The sequence below is a fragment of the Streptomyces griseomycini genome (genome assembly GCF_014203535.1).
GTDB lineage: Bacteria > Actinomycetota > Actinomycetes > Streptomycetales > Streptomycetaceae > Streptomyces > Streptomyces griseomycini.
This window is the reverse complement of the sequence record NZ_JACHJI010000004.1, coordinates 429,584-449,931: the sequence shown is the minus strand read 5'-3', so window position 1 is coordinate 449,931 and position 20,348 is coordinate 429,584. Positions and strand designations below refer to the sequence as shown.

General features: G+C 73.8%; 16 protein-coding genes and 2 pseudogenes. 8 read left to right on the top strand and 10 right to left on the bottom strand.

From position 1 onward, the window contains the following. Nucleotides 1-34: 34 nt before the first annotated feature. The 3 genes from cyc2 to FHS37_RS13745 form a co-directional block, all read right to left on the bottom strand. Nucleotides 35-2,191, bottom strand: coding sequence for a germacradienol/geosmin synthase Cyc2 (gene cyc2, locus FHS37_RS13755; RefSeq protein ID WP_184820755.1), 2,157 nt, complete (start codon nt 2,189-2,191; stop codon nt 35-37). An 88-nt stretch (nt 2,192-2,279) separates the two neighbouring features. Next, nucleotides 2,280-3,458: a damage-control phosphatase ARMT1 family protein gene (locus FHS37_RS13750; RefSeq protein ID WP_184820753.1), complete on the bottom strand. Its 1,179-nt coding sequence runs from the start codon at nt 3,456-3,458 to the stop codon at nt 2,280-2,282. Nucleotides 3,459-3,562: 104 nt separating this feature from the next. Continuing rightward, entirely contained in the window at nt 3,563-5,377 is a 1,815-nt protein-coding gene (locus FHS37_RS13745; protein ID WP_184820751.1) for a S8 family peptidase, read from the bottom strand. 518 nt (nt 5,378-5,895) lie between these two features. Here FHS37_RS13745 and FHS37_RS13740 point away from each other — a divergent pair. Genes FHS37_RS13740 through FHS37_RS13720 form a run of 5 tightly spaced genes read left to right on the top strand, consistent with a single transcriptional unit; the run spans nt 5,896 to nt 10,764 of the window. Then, entirely contained in the window at nt 5,896-6,903 is a 1,008-nt protein-coding gene (locus tag FHS37_RS13740; protein ID WP_184820749.1) for a substrate-binding domain-containing protein, read from the top strand. Between the two features lie 51 nt (nt 6,904-6,954). Further along, nucleotides 6,955-9,345: a sensor histidine kinase gene (locus FHS37_RS13735; protein ID WP_229889840.1), complete on the top strand. Its 2,391-nt coding sequence runs from the start codon at nt 6,955-6,957 to the stop codon at nt 9,343-9,345. 43 nt (nt 9,346-9,388) lie between these two features. After that, nucleotides 9,389-9,820 (top strand): roadblock/LC7 domain-containing protein, encoded by a 432-nt coding sequence (locus FHS37_RS13730; protein WP_184820747.1) that lies wholly within the window; start codon nt 9,389-9,391, stop codon nt 9,818-9,820. A gap of 1 nt (nt 9,821) precedes the next feature. Further along, entirely contained in the window at nt 9,822-10,181 is a 360-nt protein-coding gene (locus FHS37_RS13725) for a DUF742 domain-containing protein (RefSeq protein WP_184820744.1), read from the top strand. Continuing rightward, nucleotides 10,168-10,764, top strand: coding sequence for a GTP-binding protein (locus FHS37_RS13720; protein WP_184820742.1), 597 nt, complete (start codon nt 10,168-10,170; stop codon nt 10,762-10,764). Before FHS37_RS13725 ends, FHS37_RS13720 begins: the two co-directional genes overlap by 14 nt. A 44-nt stretch (nt 10,765-10,808) precedes the next feature. On the opposite strand, the gene FHS37_RS13715 is transcribed toward FHS37_RS13720, so the two are convergent. The 5 genes and pseudogenes from FHS37_RS13715 to FHS37_RS13695 all read right to left on the bottom strand — a co-directional run. After that, nucleotides 10,809-11,765: an ABC transporter substrate-binding protein gene (locus FHS37_RS13715; protein ID WP_184820740.1), complete on the bottom strand. Its 957-nt coding sequence runs from the start codon at nt 11,763-11,765 to the stop codon at nt 10,809-10,811. A 90-nt stretch (nt 11,766-11,855) separates the two neighbouring features. Beyond that, on the bottom strand, nt 11,856-12,521 hold the full coding sequence (locus tag FHS37_RS13710; RefSeq protein ID WP_184820738.1) for an ABC transporter permease: 666 nt from the start codon (nt 12,519-12,521) through the stop codon (nt 11,856-11,858). Continuing rightward, the gene (locus FHS37_RS13705; RefSeq protein WP_184820736.1) at nt 12,518-13,225 is read right to left on the bottom strand and encodes an ABC transporter permease; all 708 of its coding nucleotides are present in this window, start codon (nt 13,223-13,225) and stop codon (nt 12,518-12,520) included. Before FHS37_RS13705 ends, FHS37_RS13710 begins: the two co-directional genes overlap by 4 nt. Beyond that, nucleotides 13,222-14,346 (bottom strand): ABC transporter ATP-binding protein, encoded by a 1,125-nt coding sequence (locus FHS37_RS13700; protein WP_184820734.1) that lies wholly within the window; start codon nt 14,344-14,346, stop codon nt 13,222-13,224. The genes FHS37_RS13705 and FHS37_RS13700 overlap by 4 nt, the downstream gene beginning before the upstream one ends. Nucleotides 14,347-14,530: 184 nt before the next feature. Continuing rightward, nucleotides 14,531-15,244, bottom strand: a pseudogene (locus FHS37_RS13695) (ferric reductase-like transmembrane domain-containing protein); the annotation flags it as partial. A 149-nt stretch (nt 15,245-15,393) separates the two neighbouring features. Between FHS37_RS13695 and FHS37_RS13690 the strand changes: the two are divergent. The 3 genes and pseudogenes from FHS37_RS13690 to FHS37_RS13680 all read left to right on the top strand — a co-directional run bounded on the left by FHS37_RS13690 (nt 15,394) and on the right by FHS37_RS13680 (nt 18,504). Then, entirely contained in the window at nt 15,394-16,083 is a 690-nt protein-coding gene (locus FHS37_RS13690; RefSeq protein WP_184820732.1) for a response regulator transcription factor, read from the top strand. Next, the gene (locus tag FHS37_RS13685; RefSeq protein ID WP_184820730.1) at nt 16,080-17,546 is read left to right on the top strand and encodes a sensor histidine kinase; all 1,467 of its coding nucleotides are present in this window, start codon (nt 16,080-16,082) and stop codon (nt 17,544-17,546) included. Before FHS37_RS13690 ends, FHS37_RS13685 begins: the two co-directional genes overlap by 4 nt. 53 nt (nt 17,547-17,599) lie before the next feature. Beyond that, nucleotides 17,600-18,504 (top strand): annotated as a pseudogene (locus FHS37_RS13680) (NAD-dependent epimerase/dehydratase family protein). On the opposite strand, the gene FHS37_RS13675 reads toward FHS37_RS13680, so the two are convergent. Together FHS37_RS13675 and FHS37_RS13670 are read right to left on the bottom strand one after the other, a co-directional pair. Beyond that, entirely contained in the window at nt 18,455-19,567 is a 1,113-nt protein-coding gene (locus FHS37_RS13675; RefSeq protein ID WP_184820728.1) for a sensor histidine kinase, read from the bottom strand. The pseudogene FHS37_RS13680 and the gene FHS37_RS13675 overlap by 50 nt on opposite strands. A gap of 2 nt (nt 19,568-19,569) precedes the next feature. After that, nucleotides 19,570-20,289, bottom strand: a complete 720-nt coding sequence (locus FHS37_RS13670) for a response regulator transcription factor (protein WP_184820725.1) — start codon at nt 20,287-20,289, stop codon at nt 19,570-19,572. Between the last annotated feature and the right edge of the window lie 59 nt (nt 20,290-20,348).

The window sequence follows — 20,348 nt, the reverse complement described above, 5'->3', positions numbered from 1 at the left end:
ACGAACGAGTGAGACTGACCGGCGGATCCGGGGGTCAGGTGAGGACGGGGAGCGCCGGCGGGCGGCCCGGGAGGAAGCCGTGGGCGCGCCCGGCCAGCCACTCGGCCTGGTAGCGCGGGACGTTCCGGTGCCAGTTGAGGATTCCGGCCATCCAGTTCTGCAGGTCGGTCACATAGCCCCGCATGACGGCCCGCGCCTCGTCGGACAGCCGGAAGTCGTCGTAGACGACGGGCAGTTCGTGCGCGACGACGTGCTCGAACTGGCGCATGCGCTGGTTCATCAGGTCCTGCACGACGCGGAGGGCGGACGGGTAGTCGACGCCGAAGAAGTTCTGCACGACGAGGATCGCGTTGTGGATCTCGCCCTCGTACTCGATCTCCTTCTGGTACGAGAAGACGTCGTTGAGGAGGCAGGCGTAGTCGATCGCCGCGTTCTCCAGGGAGCGGACGGGGCCGCTGCGGTAGACCTCGGGCGGCACGGCCGGGCCGTGACCGGCGCGGCACAGGCCCAGGGTGAGGTCGGAGCCGAAGGTGGCGCGCCGCATCTCCAGGTAGTCCACCGGATCGGGGACGCGGTTCTGGATCTGGTTGGACAGCTCCCACACCCAGGCCTCGGTCATCGTGTCGACGGCCGACTTCAGCGGGCGCCGCTCCTCGGGTGTCATGCCGGCCGTCGTGCGGGCCCACAGGTCGATCAGGGAGCGCTCCATGGCGTTGGCCGGCGGCGGGACCGGCTCCCCGTCGAGCGGCATGCAGGCCGACAGACGGGCCGTGGTCAGCCGGGCGGCGGCCAGGTCGCGGCGGTGGCCGTAGACGAGCGGGTAGTAGTCGTCGCCGTAGGTGCCGAAGGCCAGCCAGCCGGAGGCGAGGTTCAGCTGCTCCTGGGTGGCGTCCGGGTCGAGGCCCGCGGCGCACAGCGGAAGGTCGCAGCTCGCGAGCTTGTCCTCGTCCCAGACCCCCTCGCTGAGGAAGCCGATCGCGCGCGACCACTCGAGCAGGTGCCGCCGGGCTCCGTCCAGGGCGGGGCTCAGCTCCAGCGGGAACGGCATGCGGATGTCGGGGATGATCGACGGCCCGACCCGCTGGAAGGGCACGTGGGTGTGGGGGCGCGCCCGCTCGGAGGCGGCCCGGGCGAGCAGCGCGCCGACGTCCGCGGCGGAGGTGCCGGGGCCGGCCGGCGCCCGCCACCCGGCGGCGGGCCGGGCGCGCTCGTTCATGTACCGGCTGGAGCGCATGTGCCATTCGTGGCCGCCGGACTGCCAGTCCTGCAGGCCCTTCGCGTACGCCCCGACGGCGGCGACCTCGGCCGGGGTCAGGCCGTTCTCCAGGGCCGCGGCGGGCACCTCGGTGAACGCCGTGTGCTCGAACTGGTGGAGCCGGGAGGTGAGGACGTCGTTGACGAGGTCGGCGGCCTCCTGGGTGGTGCAGCCGAAGAAGGTCTCCAGCACGAGGACGCCGTTGCTGAGTTCGCCCTCGTCCTCGACCTCCCGCTGGTAGGAGAACAGGTCGTTGCGCAGGTGCACGGCGTCGGAGAACGTCTCCATCAGCACCCTGAGCGGCCTGGTCCCGGCGACGGCGGCGGGCACCTCCGCGGTCGCGTACTCCACCAGCCCGGCCGACCAGGGGGCGCCGCCCACCTTGCGGCGCATCTCGATGTACTCGACGGGGTTGGCGATGCGCCCCTCGTTGATGTTGGACAGCTCCCACAGGGACTCGTTGAGCAGGTGCTCGGTGGCGAGGGCGAACCGGCGGCGCCAGTCGGCGGACATCGCCGGCACGGTGCGCGCCCACAGGTCGGCGAGGCCCGCCTCGACCGGGTTCCCGGGTTCGGGGACGGGCGAGGCCGGGTCGAGCGGCATGAACAGCGGCAGCCGGTCCAGGTGGGCCTTGCCGCCCTCCCGGTCCTGGGTGCGTTTGAACTTCTCCAGGAAGTGGTCGTCGAAGAAGAAGACCCACACGTACCAGTCGGTGATCAGCGAGAGGGCGGGCCCGTCGCAGTCGGGGTGGGTGTAGGCGCAGAGCAGGCCGTAGTCGTGCGCGTCGAGATCGGCCTGCTCCCAGACCCCGGAGCCCTCCAGCATGCCCATCCCGCGCGCCCACCGCGTCGAGTGGGCCCGGGCCTCGTCGACGTGCGGGTTGAGCCGCGCGGGGTGCGGCAGGTAGAAGTGCGGGAGTTCGAACGGCTGCGTCATGGCCGGGCCCTACCCGTGGGACGATGGCGGCATCCTCCGGCCGGGACATGATCACACCATCGCGTGAACCGGTGGCACATCGCCGTTCCTACGCCCGGACCTGGACCAGGGCGTGCGTGCCGCCGGTGCGCCAGCGCTGCCCCTCCGCGGCGACGAGCGCGGCCTCGGTCCCGGGGGTCAGCCCGGTGATCACGTCGGACTTCAGGGTGCGCAGGGCGGCGACCGGTCCGGGGAAGTGGGCGGTGACGTCCGCGAACGGTGTGGTCGGCGGCCAGTACCGGTCGCCCACGAGGCGGCGGTAGTTGAGGTCGCCCTTGACGAGGGTGACCGCGGCCGCGGCGAAGTCGGCGCGAAGGTCGTCCGGCATCCGTTCGTAGGGCAGCGGGGAGCAGGAGAACGGGTGCGCGCGGAGGGTGAGGCGGCCCTCGGAGAGGGCGGTCCACAGGCCGCGCCCGTACGCGGCCGCCGCGCCCCCGGCGGCGGTGAGCCGGCGCAGCGCGTCGACGACGTCGGCGGGGGTGGCGTCGGAGACGTAGTACGGGTGGGGCTTGACGTGCAGCACCGCCCGGCCGATCCGGCCCTGGGCCAGCAGATGGGCGACGAGCAGCAGGTCCGGGACGAGTTCGCGGCCGGCGTTGTCGGCGACCAGGCACAGTGTGCCGGTGCCGGCGGTGCCGAGCAGGGACCACAGGCGTTCGCTGTCGTCGGCCACCAGGCCGGGCACGGGGGCCGCCTCCTCGGCGCCCTCGGCGGACAGCCGGAAGCCCAGGTCGGCGCGGTTGCCCCACAGGGAGCCGTGCAGCAGGGCGCGGGCCTGCTCCTCCGCCGGCCGGCCGGCGAGGTCGTCGAGCGCGGCGAGTTCCCCGTCGGTGGCGGGTGAGTCGAGTTCGGCGCGTTTGGACGGGAGGAAGGGGTCGATGCCCTGCCAGGGGCCGGGGCCGAAGTAGCCCACCGCGTCCAGCAGCCGGCGGTAGAACCAGCTCTCGGACCACAGCCAGGGCACGTCGTACCAGGAGTGTCCGGCGTGGGCGTCCATGTCCCAGGTCTCCCACCGCTCCCGGTCGTGCGCGTCGGCGGGGAGGGGTTCGATCTCCCCCTCGGTGCAGTTGGCCAGCAGGGCGTCGAGCGCGCGCCGCTGCCGGGGCTCGTACGGGAAGGCCTCGCGCACCTGCCGGATGATCGCGGGGTGCCGTTCGGCCAGCACGCTGTGGGGGAACGAGCCGGGTTCGTTGCCGAGGATCACGGGGGCGGCGGGGATGTCGGGCATGCGGCTCACCGTACGGCAGCACGTGCCACGCCGGCGGCGCGCGCGACACGAGGCGGGCCGGCCGGTGCCCATCCGCACCGGCCGGCCCGCCCGCTGGTGGGCGGCTAGAAGGTCAGCCGCCAGCTGTTGAGCCGACCGGTGTCGTAGGACGCCGTGTCCTGGACCCGCAGCTTCCAGGTGCCGTTGGCGGTCTCGGCGGAGGCGTTCACCGTGTAGGTGGTGTTGACGTTGTCGGCCGAGTCCGAGCCGCCGGCGGACTTCAGGCGGTACACCGAACCGTCCGGCGCCACCAGGTCGACGACCAGGTCACCGCGGTAGGTGTGGGTGATGTCCACGCCCACCTGCAGGTTCGAGGGCGCGTTGCCGCTGCGGCCGCTGACGGTGATCGGCGACTCGACCGCCGGACCGTTGTCCGGGACGGACAGGGCGGTGGTGCTGGAGTACGTGGAGCCGGTGGGCGTGCCGCCCTTGACCGCCTGGACCGTCTTCGCCGCGTCCGCCAGGCCCGCGCCGCAGCCGCCGGAGCAGGTGCCGGGCAGCGCACGGGCGTTGGTCCTGATCGCCGACTCGATCTGGGCCGGGGTGAGGGCGGGGGCCGCCGACTTCATCAGCGCGGCGAGGCCCGCGATGTGCGGGGTGGCCATGCTGGTGCCCTGGTAGTAGGCGTAGTTCTCGGTCGACGGGGTCCGGGTGCCGGAGTTCAGCGTGGACAGGATGCCGTTGGCCGCCGTCGCGGTCTCGCCGCCGGGTGCGGCGATGTCCACGGCGGAGCCGTAGTTGGAGTAGGAGGCGCGGTTGCCCGAGCGGTCGGTGGCGGCGACGGTGATGACGTTGTCGCAGTTCGCCGGGGAGGAGTTGGCGGCGTTCTGGTTCTCGTTGCCCGCCGCGACGACGACGGTGGTGCCGCGGTTCACGGCGCCGTTGATGGCGCTCTGGGTGGCGGTGGAGCAGGCGCCGCCCCCGCCGAGGCTCATGTTGATGACCTCGGCGACGTCGGCGTTGGCGGGCACGCCGGAGACGGTGCCGCCGGACGCCCAGGTGATGGCGTCGATGATGTCGGAGTCGTAGCCGCCGCACTTGCCGAGCACGCGCACCGGGGAGATCCTCGCGCCGTGCGCGACGCCGGCGATGCCCTTGCCGTTGCCGGTGGCCGCGGCGATGGTGCCGGCCACGTGGGTGCCGTGCCAGGAGGAGCCGCTGCCGACGGCCTGGCCGCACTCGCCGGCGGCGTACCAGTCGCCGGGGTCGGCCGGGTTGCCGTCCCGGCCGTTGCCGTCGACGGAGACGGCGGTGTCGGAGATGAAGTCGTAGCCGCCGACGATGTTCGCGGCGAGGTCGGAGTGGGCGACGTAACCGGTGTCGATGACGGCGACGGTGACACCGCTGCCGGTGGCGAGGTCCCAGGCGCCCGGCACGCGCATGCCGGCGGTGGACTCGAACAGGTCCCACTGCTTGGGGTACTCGGTGTCGTTCGGGGTGGCCAGCGGCTTGTTGAGGCGGTCCGGCACGACGTAGGCGACCTGCGGGTCGGCGCTGTACTCGGCGACGACGTCGGCGACGTCCGCCGTGCCGGCGTCCTTCCCCAGCTCGACGAGGGCGGCTCCGGTGCCGAGGCGGCGCTGGAAGCCGACGTCCTCGCCGGTCTCCTCGCCCTTGGCGGCGGCGTCGGCGGCGGCGGCCTCGTCCGACCTGGCCTCGGTGGCGCCGGGCCTGTAGCCGACGATGAGCCGCTCGGCCGGGACGCCGGGTGCGGCCTCGGCCCGGGCCGCGGGGACGGCCGGCGTGTCGGAGGGGGCGTCCTGGGCGACGGCGACCTGGGCGGAGGCGGTCGTCAGGAGGGCGACGGAGAGAGCGGCGACGGATATCAGCTTCCGTCCGGGGGAGGAGCTCCGGGGAGGGTTCGGGGAGGAGGTGCGCAAGGGTGTGCCTTTCGTGCCGTGACTCCGGGCAGCGCGGAGTGGGGAGTGGGGGTCGATTCGCTTCGTCCTCGAAGCGGCGGGGGTGAATCGAAGTACGACGCGTCGGCCGGCCAGGCGCTTGCGGCGACCCGTCCGGGGTTACCTGTGGGTCAGCTGCGGTCGAACGATAGGCATCGCGGGGGGACGCGGGATACGGGGGAAACCCTCGATCCGGCCGGTAAACCACCCTCGGTGGAAGGCGGTTGACCGGGAACGGACCGCTATGCCCGCCTCGCCGCGGGACGAACGCGCCGGGCGGTGCGGGTGCCGCGGTCGTCGTCACCGCCCTCACCGCGCCTCACGGTTCATCACGATGCGGCAGCAACACCTCACTTCACGTGGCCGTTCACTTGACGACCGGTGGTGCGACAGGGTTGGCTCCGGGCCAGCGAGAGTCACCCGGTCGGCGCACACCCCCGTGGTTGCGCCCGTGCTCTCCCCTGCTCTTGCTCTGCCGTACAGCGAGGTCCGCTCCCCTCATGAAGACTCGTCCCCCGTCGCACCGCTTCCCGAGGCGCCCGCTCCCCCTCGCGGCCCTGGCGGTCGCCGTCGGCCTGCTGGTGACCGGCTGCTCGTCGGCCGGCGACTCCTCGGGAGAGGACGGCGCGGGCACGGCCGGCGCCGGACGGATGAAGGTCACGATGGTCACCCACGGGACCGAGGACGACGCCTTCTGGGAGCGGGTGCGCAAGGGCGCCGAGGCGGCGGCCGCGAAGGACGGCATCGACCTGACGTACGTGAGCGACCCGGACCCGGCGGGGCAGGCCGCGCTGGTGCGCGACGCGATCCGGGACGGCGTCGACGGCCTCGCGCTGACGCTGGCCAAGCCACAGGCCATGAAGGGTCCGGTCAACGAGGCACGGGCCGCGGACATCCCCGTGGTCGGGCTCAACTCCGGCATCGACGCCTGGAGGTCGTCGGGGCTGCTGGAGTACTTCGGGCAGGACGAGGGCGTCGCGGGCCGGGCCGTCGGCGACGAACTGGACGACCTGAAGGCCGAGCACGCCCTGTGCGTCGTCCACGAGCGCGGCAACGTCGCCCTGGAGGCCCGCTGCGCCGGCGTGAAGAAGGCGTTCGGCGGGACGACCGAGAACCTCTACGTGGACGGCACCGACATGCGCGCCGTCTCCGGCGCCATCACCGCCCGGCTGCGGCAGGACCCGACCATCGACGAGGTCGTCACCAACGGGGCGGACTACGCGCTCACCGCGGTCGACGCGGTCGAGGAGGCGGACAGCGGCGCCCGCGTCGCCACCTTCGACCTCAGCGAGGAACTGGTGGACGCCGTGCGCGGCGGCAACGTCCAGTTCGCCGTCGACCAGCAGCCCTATCTGCAGGGCTACCTCGCCGTGGACGCGCTGTGGCTGTACCGGACCAACGGCAACATCAGCGGCGGCGGGGTCGCGCCCGTGCTCACCGGACCGGCGTTCGTCACGAAGGACAACGCCGCCTCGGTCGCCGGGTTCGCCGCCGACGGAACCCGCTGACACCCCTCCCCGTGACCCCTTCCCCGTACATCCGACCGCTCTAGGAGCACGATGTCTCCACGGACAGGTGCCCGGCGCCGTCTCGGCTCCATACGTCTCTCACTGGTCCTCCTGGCCCTGGTGCCCAGCGTCACCCTCGCGGCCATGTGGGGCGTGACGACGATCCAGATGTTCTCGGAGGGACTGCGGCTGCGTTCCCAGACGGAACTGAGCCGGTCGACCGGCGCGATGGGCACGCACGCCGCGCTGGCGCTGCAGCGGGAGCGGAGGCTGACCGCCGCGTGGCTGGCCGATCCGCAGGGCTCCCGGGCCGCCCTCGAGGCACAGCGCGGGAAGACCGACCAGGCGGTGGCGAAGCTGGTCGGGCAGGCGGACGCGATCGCCGAGGCACCGGCGCGCGTCTCGGACCGGCTGTACTCGGTGCTCGGCTCGGTGGGCAGCCTGGAGTACTACCGGGACCAGGTGGACGACCCGGAGGACATCACCGCCGAGCAGGCGCTCGACCAGTACACCTCGATCATCGACGAGCAGATCCACGCCTTCCAGGAGCTCTCCCAGGTCGACGACGGGGACCTGACCTCGCAGGCCGGCCCGATGGTCGCGCTGGAGCACGCGGCGGAGCTGGTCTCCCGGGAGGACGCACAGCTCACCCTCGCCTGGGCCTCCGGGAGCCTCGACCCGCAGGGCTGGAACGACTTCGCGGAGCTGGTCCACACCCGCCGCTGGCTGGTCAAGGACCAGATCGTGCCGTCCCTGGAGGGCAGCGCCAAGGCACAGGCCGAACGGATCCTGCAGAGTCCCGAGTGGCGCGCCCTGGAGGCGGTCGAGGACCAGGTCCTCGCGACCCGGCCCGCGGGCGAGGGCCGCGGCGTCGAGATGCCGGACCTGCAGGACCGGTGGGAGGAGGCCATGGACGAGGTCTCCCCGCAGTACACCGCCATGATCCGGCAGCAGACCGACGCGCTGCTCGCCCGCAGCGCCGACGAGGCCCGCGGCCTGTTGCTGACCGCCGCCTCCCTGAGCGCCGGCGGACTGCTCGCGCTGCTGCTGTGCGTCGGCCTGTCCTGGCGCATCACCCGCTCGCTGTCCCGCCGGCTGCGCGGCCTGCGCCTGGCCACCCTCGGCCTGGCCGAGGAGCGGCTGCCCGACGTGGTGGCCCGGCTGCAGCGCGGCGAGAAGGTCGACGCGGAGGCGGCGACGACCGTGCTGGACTACGGCCACGACGAACTGGGCCAGGTCGCCCAGGCGTTCAACACCGCGCAGCGCACCGCCGTACGCACCGCGATCGAACTCGCCGACACCCGGCGCGGTTTCCAGAAGGTCATCCTGGGCATCGCACGGCAGAGCCAGAACCTGGTCAACCTCCAGCTCGGCAAGCTCGACGAGCTGGAACGCCGGCACACCGACCCCGAGGTCCTCGCGGGCCTGTACGCGCTGGACTCCACGGCCAGCCAGTTGCGCCGCTACGAGGAGAACCTGGTCATCGTCAGCGGCGAGCGGCCGGGCCGCTCCTGGAGCGAACCGGTCGCGCTGGTCGACATCCTGCGCAGCGCCGTCGGCGAGGTCGCCGAGTACCAGCGGGTGGAGGTGCACACCGAGGAGGAGGTCGCCCTGGCCCCGCCCGCGGTGGCCGACGTGATCCATCTGCTGGCGGAGCTGATCGACAACGCGACGGCGTACTCGCCGGCGCCGAGTCCCGTCGGGGTGCGGGCCGCGATGGTGGCCAAGGGCCTCGCGATCGAGGTCGAGGACCGGGGCCTCGGCCTGCCGGAGGAGGACTACGCCTCCCTCAACGCCCAGTTGGGCAGGCCCCCGCAGTTCGACGTGGTGGCGCTCGCCGACGACCTCCGGCTCGGCATGTTCGTGATCTCCCAGCTCGCCCACCGGCACGGCATCGCCGTCACCCTGCGCCCCTCGCCGTACGGCGGGACGACCGCGATCGTGCTGCTCCCGCACGAGATCGTGGTGCGGGACGTGCCGCCCGGCACCGGGCGGGACGCCGCGGACGGCACGGGCACCGGGGACCCGGCGGCCGCGAACGGCACGGCGGGCCGCGGGAGCACGGGGACCCCCGCGCGCGCGGACACCGCCGTGAGCGGGCGGGCCGCCGCGGGCGCACGGCCCGCGACCGCCGTGCGGACCGCCCCCGCACCGGCCGCCGCCGTGCCCGTCGCCCGCGGGGACGGTCTCGCCCCGCTCCCCCGTCGGGTGCCGCAGACCAGCCTGGCCGCCGAGCTGCGCGAGGAGCCCGTCCCGGCCGCCGAGGACGGCCCCGACGACGACTTCACCGCGGAGCACGCCGCCTCCTCCCTCGCCGGCTTCCAGCGCGGCACGCTCCGGGCACGTGACGACGACGGGTCCGGCGGTGACGGGTCCGGCGGCGACGCCGAGGACGCCGGTGCCGCCTCCCCCGGAACCTCGCCCCCGCCCTCCGACCACTGACCGCCGAAACACCGACGCCGACCGCTCACGAAGGAACACCGCCATGTCACGCCCCACCCCCGCCACACACACCCAGCTGGACCAGCTGCTGACCGGACTCGTGGAACGCGTCGCCGACGTGAACCAGGCCGTGGTGCTCTCCGAGGACGGGCTGGTGGTCAGCAAGTCCACCGGCTTCCCGCGCGACGACGCGGAACGCCTGGCGGCGACCGCCTCCGGCCTGATGAGCCTCAGCAAGGGCGTCAGCATGGACTTCCGCGGCGGCCCGGTGCGCCAGGCGCTCATCGAGATGGCCAACAGCTTCCTGATCCTCACCTCGGCCGGTCCCGGTGCCCACCTCGTGGTGCTCACCGGCCCCGGCGCGGACGTCGGCGTGGTGGCGTACCAGATGAACATGCTGGTGAAGAAGATCGGCGAGCACCTGAGCGCGGCCCCGCGGGACACGGCCGGCCCCGCCGTCGACCCCGGCGTGTGAGGTGGGCGGAGGCGACTCGGCGGGCCGGCTCGTCCGGCCGTTCGCCCTGACCGGTGGCCGGACCCGGCCCAGCCGCGCCGACTTCACGCTCATCACGACGGTGACGGCGGCGGATCCGCAGCCCGAGGCGGCCCCCCGGCCGCAGCCCGAGCACACGCGGATCCTGCGGCTGTGCGCCGAGCCGGTCGCGGTCGCCGAGCTCGCCGCGCGTCTCGACCTCCCGGTGAGCGTGGTCGTCATCCTGCTCTGCGACCTGCTGGAGGCGGGCCGGATCACCGCCCGCCCGCCGCACCCCGTCACCCGCACCACCCCGGACCTGGACCTGCTGCAGAAAGTGAGGGACGGCCTTGGTCGGCTCTGACACCGCCGCCCGGGTGCCCGCCGGGCGTCCGGCACCCGACACGGTCAAGATCCTGATCGCCGGAGGCTTCGGCGTGGGCAAGACGACCATGGTCGGCTCGGTCAGCGAGATCGTCCCGCTGCGCACCGAGGAGCCGCTGACCATGGCGGGCCTGGACGTCGACGACCTGGACGGCATCGAGGAGAAACGTGCCACCACCGTGGCCATGGACTTCGGCCGGATCACCGTCTCCGACGACCTCGTGCTGTACCTCTTCGGCACGCCGGGCCAGCAGCGGTTCTGGTTCATGTGGAACGACCTGGCGCTGGGCGCGCTGGGCGCGGTGGTCCTGGTGGACGTGCGCAGGCCCGAGTCCAGCTTCGCCGCGATCGACTTCTTCGAGCGCCGGGGCATCCCGTTCGTGATCGCCGTCAACGGCTTCCACGGGGAGCACCCGTACCCGGTCGAGGACGTCCGGGAGGCGCTGGCGCTGCCGGAGGGCGTGCCGGTGCTGCTGTGCGACGCGCGGGAGCGGGAGTCGTGCCGGGACGTGCTGATCGCGCTGATCGACCGGCTGATCGCCGCGGCGGCCCCGGCGCGGTGAGACGGCCGCGGGGTGCGGCCCGCCCGGCCGCACCCCGCCCCGGGTCAGCTCAGACCGGCCGACTCCAGCCAGGCCTTGGCCACGTCCAGCGGGTCCTTCTTCTCCAGCTGCACCTGGGCGTCCAGGGCGAGGAGGGTCTTGGTGTCCAGCTTCGCGGAGACCGCGTCGAGCGCGTCGACGCCCTCCTGGGAGAGCCCGTCCTCGTGCACCAGCGGGGTCACGTTCGCGAACCCGAAGAGGTTCTCCGGGTCCTTCAGGACGACGAACTTCTCCTTGACGATGGTCGGGTCGGTGGTGAAGATGTCCGCCGCCTGCACGGTGTTCTCGGTCAGCGCCTCCTGGGTCAGCGGTCCGCCCGCGTCGAGCGCCTTGAAGGACTTGAACTTCAGGCCGTAGACGGACTCCAGGCCCTTCAGCCCCTGCCGCCGGGTCTGGAACTCGGGCGAACCGCCGATCACCATCTCCGGCGCGACGTCCTCCAGGTCGGCGAGGGTGGACGAGGCCGTGAGGCCGTACTTCTCCGCCGTCCCGGCGTTGACGCTCACCGAGTCCTTGTTCTCGGCCGGGGACGAGTCCAGCAGCGTCAGTCCCTCGTCGAGCTTCTCCTCGACGGCGGCGTTCACGGCCTCCGGGGACTTCTGCTCGGCCTCGGGGTCGAGGTAGGCGAGCAGCGAGCCGTTGTACTCCGGCAGGACCGTGATGGAGCCGTTCCTCATCAGGCCGTACGTCGTCTCACGGCTGCCGATGTTGTGCTTGTAGGTGACCTTGATGCCCTTGGCCCGGAGCGCCTCGCCGTAGATGTCGGCGAGCAGGGTGCTCTCGGCGAAGTTGTTCGAGCCGACGACGACGGTGCCGGCCTTCGCCTCCTCCCCCGCCAGGGGGTTGTCGGAGGTGTCGCCGGAGGAACAGCCCGCGAGCAGCGCCGCCGCGGCGGTGAGGGCGACGGCCGCCGCGCCGGTGTGCCTCGTCCTGGACCTGCTGCTCTGCGCGGTAGAAGTCATCCACTGATCCAATCCAGCCGCTCCTCGGTCAGTCAACAACGCGCTGGTCACGGTTTGCCGCACGGGTGATCGAACGCCGGTGATCGGGCGTCAGCGCCTGCGCACCCCGGGCGACACCGCCAGCCGCCCCGCCGCCCAGAACACCGCGAGGGTGAGGAGCGCCAGGACGGCGACCAGCGTGGCGCCCCCGACGACCTTCTCGTAGTCGCGCTGGTAGAGCCCGTCGACGATGTACCGGCCGAGGCCGCCGAGACTGACGTACGCGGCGATGGTGGCCGTCGACACGATCTGGATGGCCGCCGAGCGCAGGCCGCTCAGGATCAGCGGGAGCGCCACCGGCAGTTCGACCCTCAGGAGGATCCGCGACTCGTGCATGCCCATGCCCCGGGCGGCGTCCACCGGGGAGGGGTCGACGGAGCGGACCGCCTCGTAGGTGGTCACCAGGATCGGCGGGACGGCGAGGACGACCAGCGGGATCATCACGGGCAGCAGACCGAAGCCGATCAGCAGCACGGCCAGCACCAGCAGGCCGAAACTGGGCAGCGCCCGGGCGGCGTTGGCGACGAAGGCGAGCGCGTTCCCGCCGCGCCCGGTGTGCCCGGTCAGCAGGCCGACGGGCAGCCCGACCGCGGCGGCGAGGGCGAGGGCCAGCAGCGTGTACCGGACGTGTTCGAGGAGGCGTTGCGGGATGCCGTCGTAGCCCTGCCAGTGGGCGCCGTCGCTGAAGAAGGCGTGGACGAAGTTCAGGACGTTCACCGGACCGCCCCTTCCGGCTCGGGCCGTTCCCGTCGCACGGCGGGTTTCGCGCGCCGCTCCCGCGTGCCGCGCGGCATCCACGGCGTCAGCAGGGTCCGGAGCAGGACCAGCGCCGCGTCGCACAGGATCGCCAGGACGGCCATGGTGAGCACGGCGTTCACCGCCAGCTCCGGCCGGTCGTACTTCTGCGCCGCCGCGAGCAGGTTGCCGAGGGCGCCCTGGTTGCCGATCAGGGCGCCGACGCTGACGAGCGAGATGCTCGACGCGGTGGCCACCCTCAGCCCGGCGATGATGGCGGGCGCGGCGATCGGCAACTGCACCTGGAGGTAGCGGCGTACGGGGCCGAAGCCCATGGCGGTGGCCGCCGCCAGGGTCTCCCGCGGCACCGAGCGCACCCCGTCGACGATCGCCGGGATCAGCACCACCAGGCCGTACACGGCCAGCGGGATCATCACGGTGAGCTCGGTCTGGCCGGTGTAGTCGATGAGGACGACGAAGAACGCCAGCGAGGGGACGGCGTACAGCACGGTCGTCACCCCGAGCACGGGCGGGTACAGCCGGCGGAAGCGCACGCACAGCTGGGCGATCGGCAGGGCGAGCAGCAGTCCGGCGGCGACCGGCAGCAGGGCCTCCCTCAGGTGCAGCCCGATCAGGCCGGTCCAGCTGTGCTGGAGGTCGCTGGGGATGTCGAAGAAGCCGTTCACGGGGCGACCCCGGCCCGGTCCGTGCGGCCCACGGCGTGGGCGGCGCGGATCGCCTCGCCGATGGCCTGCTGGGAGACGACTCCGGTGACCCGTCCGTCGGCGTCCACGGCGACGGCCCAGCCGGTGGGCGAGAGCACGGCGCAGTCGAGGGCGACCCGCAGGGAGTCGGTGCCGGGCACGAACGGCCGCCCGGGGGGCAGCAGCCGGTCCGTCCTGATGTCCCCGGCGGTCAGTTCGCCCGGTTCGGCCCAGCCGAGCGGGCGGCCCTCGGGGTCGGTGACGAGGAGGTGCCGGGCGTCCGCCGCGGCGATCCGCTCGGCGGGCGCGTCGGCCGGGACCACGGCGTCGGTGGTCAGCTCCAGTGCGGCGGACGGGAGGAAGGACAGCCGCCGGATGCCGCGGTCGGCGCCGAGGAAGTCCTCGACGAAGGCGTCCGCGGGGGCGGACAGCAGCTCGGCGGGCGGCGCGTACTGGGCGAGCCGGCCGCCCTCGCGCAGGACGGCGACCATGGTGCCCAGCTTGACCGCCTCGTCGATGTCGTGCGTGACGAAGACGATGGTCTTTCCCAACTCATCCTGGATCCGGAGGAGTTCGTCCTGCAGCCCCTTGCGCACCACCGGGTCGACGGCGGAGAACGGCTCGTCCATCAGCAGCACCGGCGGGTCCGCGGCGAGCGCCCGCGCCACCCCGACGCGCTGCTGCTGGCCGCCGGAGAGCTGGTAGGGGTACCGCTCGGCCAACGCCGTGTCCAGGCCCACCCGTTCCATCAGCTCCGCGGCCCGCTCCCGGGCGCGCCGCCTGCCCCAGCCGAGCATGCGGGGCACGGTGGCGATGTTGTCGACGATGGTGCGGTGCGGGAAGAGCCCGGCGTTCTGGATGACGTACCCCATGGACCGGCGCAGGGCGGTGACGGGTCGCCGCCGGACGTCCTCGCCGTCGAGGAGGATCGCGCCCTCGGTGGGTTCGACCATCCGGTTGATCATGCGGAGGGTGGTGGTCTTGCCGCAGCCCGAGGGACCGACGAGAACGGTGATCGAGCGGTCCGGGACGTCCAGGGAGAGCCGGTCGACCGCCACCGTGCCGTCCGGGTACCGCTTCGTGACTGAGTCGATCCGTATCAAGACGCCGAATACCCTTCGGGGGCGGGAGCTTGGGCCAAGGTCGCGCGGTCTGTCGGTCTGTCGGTCTGCTGGTCCGTCGCCGGTCGAGTGTAGACGGCGCCTCCGACAGGACCCCGGAACGCGCCCCCCGCGCTACGCCGCCGCCTGCCCCGCGCCCACCACGGGAAACCCCGCCGTCCGGAACGTCGTTCTCGGGGACGACGGCCGTGACCCGCAACCGGTGGCGCCGGTTCCGCCACAGTGGAAGGACCAGCCGGCCGGCGAACACCGCGCCGAGGGCGGCGCCCCACAGCCCGTACCAGTAGGCGGTGGCGGCGGCCGAGGCGGTGAAGGTGGACCCGACGGCGACCTGGTGGGTGAAGGCCAGCACCACGGCGACGTAGGTGTAGAGGTGGATGAAGTGCCAGGTCTCGTAGGCGAGGCGGCGCCGCGCGCGGCGGGCGGAGACCGCGCCGACGACGAGGATCAGCGCCAGCGCGACGACCGCGCGCAGCACGCCCTCGACGGTCTCCGCGAGGTCGACGAGCTGGTCCACCGGGTCCATGGAGGACATCTCGGCGTAGCCGAGGGTGGTGAGGACCGCGTGGCCGAGGAGCGTCCACAGCACTCCGAAACCGACCCGGCGGTGCCACAGGGTCAGCCGGTCCATGCCGATCCGGCGGTCCAGCCAGGGCAGCCGGGCCACCAGCAGCAGCTGGAACGCCATCAGCAGGGCGGCGTACAGGCCGGTGAGGCGGCCCAGCAGGAGGAGGGCGTTGGCGCCGAAGCCCGCCTGGACGAAGAAGACGGCCACCGCCGCCGCGTTCGCGGCGAGCAGGCCGTACAGGCCGATGCGCGCCACCGCCCCGGGGCGTCGCCCCGCGGTGGGGGGCGCGGGAGGCGATGGGACAGCTGTCACGCCGGAAACTCCTCGATCGGGTCCTGGGGCTCCGAGCCTGGTCACGGGCGCTGTCGATTCCCTGTCGGCCGACTTTCAGGTTCTTGTCGATCGAGACGTGACGGTGCACCGCCTCCGGCGCCGGGCGCGGTGTGCCGCAGTATGGGCGGGTGGAAAAAGTACGACTCCTCGTCGTGGACGACGACCCGCCGATAGCCGACCTGGTGGCGACCGTCGCCCGTTACGAGGGCTGGGAGGCGGTCACCGCGTACTCGGGTGAGGAGGCGCTGCGCCGCGCCGCCGGGTTCCGCCCGGACATCGTGGTGCTCGACCTGATGCTGCCGGACGTCGACGGCTTCGGCGTCCTGGACCGGCTGCGCCGCTCCGGGACGATGGTGCCGGTGGTGTTCCTCACCGCCCGCGACGGGGTGGCCGACCGGGTGGCCGGGCTGACCCGGGGCGGGGACGACTACCTGGTCAAACCGTTCGCCGTGGAGGAGCTGATGGCGCGGCTGCGGACGGTGCTGCGGCGCAGCGCGGGTCCGGGGTTCCGGCGGTCGGTGCTGCGGGTGGCGGACCTGACGATGGACGAGGACACCCGTGAGGTGCGGCGCGGGGAGCGGCTGCTGTCGCTGACCCCGACCGAGTACGAGGTGCTGCGCTACCTGATGCGCAGGTCGCCGGCCGTGCTGACCAAGGCCCAGATCCTCGACCACGTGTGGGAGTACGGCTTCGGGGGCCGTTCCAACGTCGTGGAGCTGGTGATCAGCCGGCTGCGGCGCAAGCTGGACGACACCGGTGAGCCGCTGATCCGGACCGTGCGGGGCTTCGGGTACGTGATACGGCGGACCGCCGAGTGACCGGGGCGGTCCGGCGGCCGCGGGAGGCCTACCGGCGGCTGCGCCTGGGCACCCGGCTGGCGCTGGGCCTCGGGGCGCTGTCGCTGGCGGTGTTCGCGGTCGTCGGAACGGCGCTCACCACGTACATGCGGGACTACCTGGAACAGCAGCTGGGCACCCAGCTGAAGCTGGTGCAGACCGTGCAGTCCAAGGACGCGGCGGCGCACGGCACGGTGAAACGGAAGCCGTACTACGGCTGGTACACGGCGGTGTACGACGTCTCGGGCGACTCGGTCGCCCTGCGCAGGCCGGCCGACGTGCCCGAGGACACCCGGGCCTTCGCGGACCTGGCACGGGCGATGGCGCACTCCGACACCGAGCTCCTGGACACCGCGTGGATCCGCGGGGAGGGCAAGTACCGGCTGCGGGGGTGCGAGGTCGAGCAGGACGTGGTGCTGATCAGCGCGGCGCCCGTGGCGGACGTCGACGAGACCGTCGAGCGGCTGATCACGGTGCAGGTCGTGGTGTTCGCGCTCGCCCTGCTGGCGCTCGTGGTGCTGGGGCGGCGGATGCTGCGGCGCGGGCTGAAGCCGCTGAGCGACATGGCGCACACCGCGCACGGCATCGCCTCGCACGACCTGACCGAGTCGGCGGCCCGGCTGCCGCTGCGCGCCGACGGGCGGGACGGCGGCCCGGAGGTGGCGGAGCTGCGCACCGCCTTCAACACGATGCTGGAGCACATCGACGACTCCCTGGCGGTGCGCGCGGAGGCCGAACGGCGGCTGCGCCGCTTCGTCGCGGACGCCTCGCACGAACTGCGCACCCCGCTGATGTCGGTCCGGGGCTACGCGGACCTGTTCCAGTACGCCGCCGCCAACGAACCGGGGGAACGCGAGCGGCACCTGGCCCGGCTCCGGGCGGAGGCCGCCCGGATGGGGGTGCTGCTGGACGACCTGCTGCTGCTCGCCCGGCTGGACGCGGCGGAGGTGGACACGCCGCTGCGGACGGTGGACGCGGATCTGGTGGAGCTGGTCCGGCAGGCCGCCGACGCGTTCCGCGCGAGCCACCCGGAGCACCCGCTGACGGTGGACGCCGGTGCCGGGGAACTGCGGCTGCGCCTGGATCCGCAGCGCATCCGGCAGGTCCTGGACAACCTGCTGACCAACGCGGCGGTGCACACCCCGCCCGGCACCCGGGTGACGGTGGAGGCGGGCGCCGCGGGCGGTGCGGCGCTGGTGCGGGTGGTCGACACGGGCCCCGGTGTCCCCGCCGAGGACCGGGAGCGGGTCTTCGACCGCTTCTACCGGGTCGACAAGGCCCGCAGCCGCGACCGGGGCGGCAGCGGACTGGGCCTCGCGGTCGCGCGGTCCCTGGTGCGGGCGCACGGCGGCACCCTCGAGCTGAGCGGCGCGCCGGGGGCGACGGTCTTCACCGTGCGGCTTCCCCTGGCCGGTTCGGACGGTGCGGGCCCTGCGGACCGGTGACGTGCCGGGCGCGGTCCTGCCGCCGGGCCGGGGCGCGGACCTGGCGTGGCCGCATGCGCGTACTGGTCACCGGCGGTGCCGGGTTCATCGGGTCCCGTGGCGTCGAGGCGCACGGGCACGAGCCCGTCGTCCACGACCTGCGCACCGGTCCGGCGGCGGACGTGCGCGACCCCGGCGCCGTGCGCGGGGCCCTGTCCGGGGTGGACGCCGCCTGCCACCAGGCGGCGGTGGTCGGCCTCGGCACCGGCTTCGCCGACGCGCCCGCGTACGTCTCGCACAACGGCCCGGGTACGGCGAGGGCCGCTACGCCTGCGCCCGGCACGGGGCCGTGCGGCCGGGGCCGCGGGCCGTCGCCGACCTGGAGGCCGGGCGGTTCGGACCCGCCTGCCCGGTGTGCGGGACGGCCCCCGAACCGGGCCTGGTCGGCGAGGACGCCCCGGCCGATCCGCGCAACGTGTACGCCACGACCGAGCTCGCCCGGGAGCACCTGGCCGCCTGGGCGCGATCGACGGGCGGTTCGGCGGTGTCGCTGCGCCACCACGACGTCCACGGCCCCCGGATGCCCCGGGACACCCCGTACGCGGGCGTCGCCTCCTTCCTCCGCTCGGCACCGGCCCGCGGCGAGGCGCCGCGCCTCTTCGGGGACGGCGGCCAGCGGCGGGACTTCGTGCACGTGCGGGACGTGGCGGCGGCCACTGCGGCGGCGCTGGAGGCGGAGACGGCCGCCGGCGCGCTCACGGCGTACGACACGGGCAGCGGCGCGCCCCGCACGGTCGGCGAGCCGGCCCGCGCCCCGGCCGGTGCGTACGGCGGCCCGGAGCCGGCCGTCACCGGCGAGTACCGCCTGGACGACGTCCGCCACATCACGGCGGACTCCTCACGGCTGCGGGCCGCGCGGGGAGTGATCCTCACCCCGGTGCCGTCGGCAGCCGGACCTCGAAGCGGCAGCCCCCGGTGACGTTGCGGACGGTGGCGCTGCCCCGGTGGGCCTCGACGATGCCGCGGACGATGGCGAGTCCGAGGCCCGCGCCGGCCGGAGGGGTGCGGGCGTGGGTGCCGCGCCAGCCGGTGTCGAAGACGCGGGGCAGGTCCTCATCCGGAATGCCGCCGCAGCCGTCCGTGACGGACAGCACCACGCCGTCGGCGGCGCGTTCGACGGCGACGGCGACCGTGCCGTCGGCCGGGGTCCGACGGATCGCGTTGACCAGCAGGTTGCCCAGCACCCGGCTCATCTCCCGGCCGTCCACCTCCACCGGCACCGGCTCGACCCGGGCGCCGACGAGCCGTACGCCGTGCTCGCGGGCGAGCGGGTCGGCGCCGGCGAGGGCGTCGCCGACCAGGTCGTACAGGGAGATCCTGGAGAGCGAGAGGGGCAGCGTGCCCGCGTGGATGCGGGAGAGCTCGAACAGGTCGCCGACCATGTCGTTGAGGCGCTCCACCTCGGTGCGGATCTGTCCGAGGTAGCGGCCGGGGTCGGCGGCGACACCGTCCTCCAGCGCCTCGGCCATCGCGCGCAGTCCGGCGAGCGGGGTGCGCAGGTCGTGGGAGATCCAGGCCACGAGTTCGCGGCGGGAGGACTCCAGGGCCCGCTCGCGGTCCCGGGACTCGGCCAGCTTGGCGCTGGTCGCCTCCAGCTCCCGGCTCAGCGCGGTGAGTTCGGCGGTGGACGGGCCGTCGGGCGCGGCGAAGTCCCCGCCGTCGCCGAAGGAGCGGGCGGCGAGCGCCAGCTCCCGGCTGCGGGCGACGACCCAGCGGCCGAGCAGCAGCGCGGTGGCCGTGGAGACCACGGCGGCCATGGCGACGACGGTCGTCACGACGGTCAGGTCGTGCGCGGAGAGGAACATCGCCTGCGCCACGGCCAGCGTGCCCGCGAGCATCGCCGTCACCGCCACCCCGGCGACCACGGCGAGGTGCGCGGTCAGCGACCGCCGCCGGATCAGCAGCAGCACGCACGCGCCGAGCAACCCGGCCGCGGCGGCGCCGAGGAAGGCGAACAGGGCGATGAGGAGGGTGTCGCGCACGCTCACTCCCGTCCGTCGGAGGGATCGAAGCGGTAGCCGACGCCCCACACGGTCCGGATGAGCCGGGGCCGCGCCGGATCGTCCTCGACCTTGCCGCGCAGCCGCCGCACGTGGACGGTGACGGTGGACAGGTCGCCGAAGTCCCAGCCCCACACCTCGCGCATCAGCTCCTCCCGGGCGTAGGCCCGCCCGGGGTTGCGCAGGAAGAAGACGAGGAGATCGAACTCGCGGACGGTGAGGGCGAGTTCGGCGCCGTTCCTGGTGGCGCGACGGGCGGCGGGGTCGACGCGGAGACCGGCCGCCCGCAGGAGGCCGGACACGGCCGGGGCGGGGCGGGCGCGGCGCAGCACGGACTCGACGCGCAGGACCAGTTCGCGCGGGCTGAACGGCTTGGTGACGTAGTCGTCGGCGCCGACCTCCAGGCCGAGGACGCGGTCGTCCTCGTCGCCGCGCGCGGTGAGCATGATGACCGGCACGGGCCCGTGGTCGCGCAGCCGGCGGCACACCTCCAGGCCGTCCATGCCGGGCAGCATCAGGTCGAGGACGACGAGGTCCGGCCGGTGCGCCGCCGCCCGGGCGAGCGCCTCGGGGCCGTCACCGGCCCGCTCGACGAGGTGGCCGGCGCGGTCGAGGTAGCCGGTGACGATCTCGGCGACGGTGGGATCGTCGTCGACGACGAGGACCCGGGCTCCGGCCTCGGCGTCAGGGGGTCGCTGCTCCATGCGGACAGCCTCGCACCCCGCGCGTCCGAGCGGTGCGGCCGGCTGCCCGACGTCCGCGT

Excerpts from the sequence above, each read along its gene's own strand:
- FHS37_RS13735 (WP_229889840.1), top strand. The coding sequence starts at position 6,955 with ATGTCTCCACGGACAGGTGCCCGGCGCCGTCTCGGCTCCATACGTCTC.
- FHS37_RS13670 (WP_184820725.1), bottom strand. The coding sequence starts at position 20,289 with ATGGAGCAGCGACCCCCTGACGCCGAGGCCGGAGCCCGGGTCCTCGTC.
- FHS37_RS13715 (WP_184820740.1), bottom strand. The coding sequence starts at position 11,765 with ATGACTTCTACCGCGCAGAGCAGCAGGTCCAGGACGAGGCACACCGGC.
- cyc2 (WP_184820755.1), bottom strand. The coding sequence starts at position 2,191 with ATGACGCAGCCGTTCGAACTCCCGCACTTCTACCTGCCGCACCCCGCG.
- FHS37_RS13730 (WP_184820747.1), top strand. The coding sequence starts at position 9,389 with ATGTCACGCCCCACCCCCGCCACACACACCCAGCTGGACCAGCTGCTG.
- FHS37_RS13750 (WP_184820753.1), bottom strand. The coding sequence starts at position 3,458 with ATGCCCGACATCCCCGCCGCCCCCGTGATCCTCGGCAACGAACCCGGC.
- FHS37_RS13740 (WP_184820749.1), top strand. The coding sequence starts at position 5,896 with ATGAAGACTCGTCCCCCGTCGCACCGCTTCCCGAGGCGCCCGCTCCCC.